Origin of the sequence: Pandoraea sp. NPDC087047, from assembly GCF_044745225.1 — a bacterium.
Lineage (GTDB): Bacteria > Pseudomonadota > Gammaproteobacteria > Burkholderiales > Burkholderiaceae > Pandoraea.
In genome coordinates this window covers 1-2,308 of sequence record NZ_JBIUZU010000028.1, presented here as the reverse complement: position 1 = coordinate 2,308, position 2,308 = coordinate 1, and the positions used below count along the sequence as shown (strand labels likewise).

The window sequence follows — 2,308 nt, the reverse complement described above, 5'->3', positions numbered from 1 at the left end:
AACAACTTCGACAAAGCGCAAATCGAAACCAGCTTCGAGATCATGCAGACGCTGCAGCGCGAGGTCGGCACCTTTGTGGGCAATCGGGCTAAGGAAGCCGAAGCCATAGAGACACAGTTGAAGAAGACCACCGACCCCGAACAACTTGCCTCGCTGAACCAGCAGTTAGCCGAGGCAAAGAAGTGGGGACCGGGGGGCGACTACCGATTGATCGTCAGTGCCATCACAGCAGGCATCAGCGGAAATGTCACCGGTGCGACCGGAGAAATGGCAACGCGTGCAACGGTGAACTACCTGCAAGGTCTCGCAGCCAAGGAGATCAAGACACTCGGCGAAAAGCTCGATCCGACATCGAAAGCCGCGTTGCATGCCATTACCGGTTGCGCAGGAGGTGCGGCCTCCAGTGGGAACTGCAACGCAGGCGCGATGGGGGCGGCCGCCGGATCACTGTTAGGCAGCCTGCTCGCAACCGGTGACAAACCGGGACATGACCTTTCCCAATCCGAGCGTGAAGCAAGAGTCAACCTCATCACGTCCATCGTGGCTGGGGTCACGGCGAGCGTCGGCGGCGACGTGGCGACTGCGTCCACGAGTGCGAAGACCGAGGCAGAGAACAATACATTAGGGATCGTGATCGCCCCGCCTGCGCCACCTCAGACGGGGGGGCCGCTACGTCCTCGCAACGGTACGCGTGACGGACGCGATAGCGGCGGCCTCGATCCAACCGTCGCAGGCAGTGCCGGTACCGCCTCTGAGGGCAAGAGCGTCGCGGACCGGCTGAAGAGCGCGTTGACCAAGGCCACATGTGCGATCTCCGGATTCGCTTGCTCAAATCAGTTGATCGTCGAAGGCGTCGTCGCACGAGTCATTGGCGACGTCGCGAACGACGATGACGTTATGGGCACACCAAATAACGGGCCGCGCGGGGCCACCGTCACCGGTACACCTGACACCGGGGAGAAGGGGCCGACCATTACCGGTACGCCAGATCAAGGTGAGCGCGGGGCTACAATTGTTTCAACACCGGATAAGGGCGTGAAAGGGCCAAACGTTATTGCGACACCCAATAACGGCCCATTGGTTTCTGATCCGTTACTGGACAAACTCCATATTAAGGATCATTACGACCATCATATGGATATTGCAAATGACATAAAAAAGCAGCTAACCGAACTTGGCTACCGTGTTAGCAATAAAGAAATCTCGTTTGGCGACTCATGTGGCAGTGGGCGCTGCCGCCCCGACATTGTTGTTGAATCTCCTGATGGAGAACTCAGAATTATCGAGATCAAAACTGGAGATGCAAAACTCACCAAAAGGCAATCCGAAATATTTCCTCAAATAATTGATGGAACCGCAATTCCTCGCGGATCAGTTGCTGAAATATTTGGATTTGACTCTTCAAAACCACTAACCGAGCAAAACCTCCCCAATGGAATTAAAATCGAAATCATTAGATTTCCAGGAGCCAAAAATGAGTGAAAAAACAACAATAGAAATACTAAAACAAAATAAATGGACCCCCCAAAAAGATGAAGTTGGAGACACAGTTCTAGAATTAAATTTATGCGATCGAATATTGATCATTATTCCATCAATAAGGAAATTTCAACTTCATTACACCGCCGATTTCATTCCATCAACAAGTACAGAGAAATTTCGCGACATCGCTCGCCAAATACGCCAACAAAAAAAATTGATTGCACCACTAGCTTTAATGAAATTTCGCACTCGCGAGATCAGTGAAATTAGCGAGGCAACCATCATCCCAATAACTAATGAAATAATTGAGTGGGCAAGAAGTGTCGACATCAACAGTGAAATCATCCGGCACGCGCAACTACCTACAAATACGTGGGGCGCCATGCCACTGCGCCACCTGGCTGCGCTCGCTCTGCTTGGCGACACCGAAAAACTAGAGTTTTACAAGAAGTCTTTCGAATCGGGAGATCGCCTCGGGTTTGCAACCTATATCTCCATCGAGATGATCGAGCGAACCTTAGAGATCGCCCAGACGAACAGTGCACGTCTCCCGCGATAAGAATCACGGTTCGCGCCGGCGGCAGCGTCACCCTATCGGCCTTGGGAGACGGCGATCAGTCCTCGCTGCTCGTTCGCGGCAGCGAGATCGCCGCCGGGCAGGACATCAGGCTCACGTCCGACGGCTCGCTCGATATCCTCGCCGCCACCGACACCTCAGCACACCATCGCAGCTCCACCGGCGTCTCGGGGGGCGTCGGGCTGGGCATCTCCATGGGCAGCCAGGGCGTGTCGATGGGAGTGACGGGCAATGCAAGCGCCTCGCGCG

The 2,308-nt window shown here is 54.2% G+C and carries 3 protein-coding genes; all 3 read left to right on the top strand.

The annotated features are described in order from the left end of the window. Positions 1-1,482 (top strand): DUF637 domain-containing protein (locus ACIPHM_RS24535; protein ID WP_400334288.1); only part of this gene is annotated, 1,482 nt, incomplete at its 5' end. Next, on the top strand, positions 1,475-2,041 hold the full coding sequence (locus ACIPHM_RS24530; RefSeq protein ID WP_400334285.1) for a DUF6990 domain-containing protein: 567 nt from the start codon (positions 1,475-1,477) through the stop codon (positions 2,039-2,041). The genes ACIPHM_RS24535 and ACIPHM_RS24530, both read left to right, overlap by 8 nt. A 41-nt stretch (positions 2,042-2,082) precedes the next feature. Continuing rightward, positions 2,083-2,308, top strand: a 226-nt coding sequence (locus ACIPHM_RS24525) for a hemagglutinin repeat-containing protein (RefSeq protein WP_400334282.1), incomplete at its 3' end; no start/stop codon positions are given.

What these genes read in the sequence shown, in the direction of transcription:
- ACIPHM_RS24530 (WP_400334285.1), top strand. Translation starts at nt 1,475, where the DNA reads ATGAGTGAAAAAACAACAATAGAAATACTAAAACAAAATAAATGGACC.